The organism is Terrisporobacter mayombei (assembly GCF_020748465.1).
GTDB lineage: Bacteria > Bacillota > Clostridia > Peptostreptococcales > Peptostreptococcaceae > Terrisporobacter > Terrisporobacter mayombei.
This window is the reverse complement of record NZ_JAHZMP010000162.1, coordinates 1-483: the sequence shown is the minus strand read 5'-3', so window position 1 is coordinate 483 and position 483 is coordinate 1. Positions and strand designations below refer to the sequence as shown.

The following is a 483-nucleotide window of genomic DNA, read 5'->3' as shown; positions in this document are numbered from 1 at the left end:
TCTATGCCTGATATAAGAAGGTGAAAATGAAGGTTAATATGTCTATTGTTGGATATAATTGAATATAATGCAACACCCGCTGGCATTATGAATTCACGGTCAAAGCATAGTGCAATATGTAAATTTTTAACATACGACACTTCGTTTTGGTATAAATTTTTCTTCTTAGCAACGAAGTTTCTATATTTCAACAATTTTAGAATCCCTTTTTGTAATAAAATACTATTTACAAGTTTTTTCTTATTGTTCTTGCTTCTATTTTTCCTGCTTTAATCCTTGCCTTTTTAAGTAAATCAATCTCAAGTCTATAAATATCGCGTAAAGGCATCCCAAAATAAACCTTCATAAATCGCCAGATATCTCTCTGCGTCAGACCAATATTCATTGATGAGAAATATAAACCAATCAAATCTTTATCCCGCCAACGACGTGGTACTTTTGCACGTATCTGTGCCCGGTGCAGATCGATAACCGAAATTTTTA

At 32.7% G+C, this 483-nt stretch carries 2 protein-coding genes; both read right to left on the bottom strand.

Going from position 1 to position 483, the window contains the following annotated elements:
• Nucleotides 1–140 (bottom strand): glycosyltransferase (locus K0039_RS25090; protein ID WP_500303712.1); only part of this gene is annotated, 140 nt, incomplete at its 3' end.
• 86 nt (nucleotides 141–226) lie between these two features.
• Nucleotides 227–483, bottom strand: a 257-nt coding sequence (locus tag K0039_RS25085) for a lipopolysaccharide kinase InaA family protein (RefSeq protein WP_228106848.1), incomplete at its 5' end; no start/stop codon positions are given.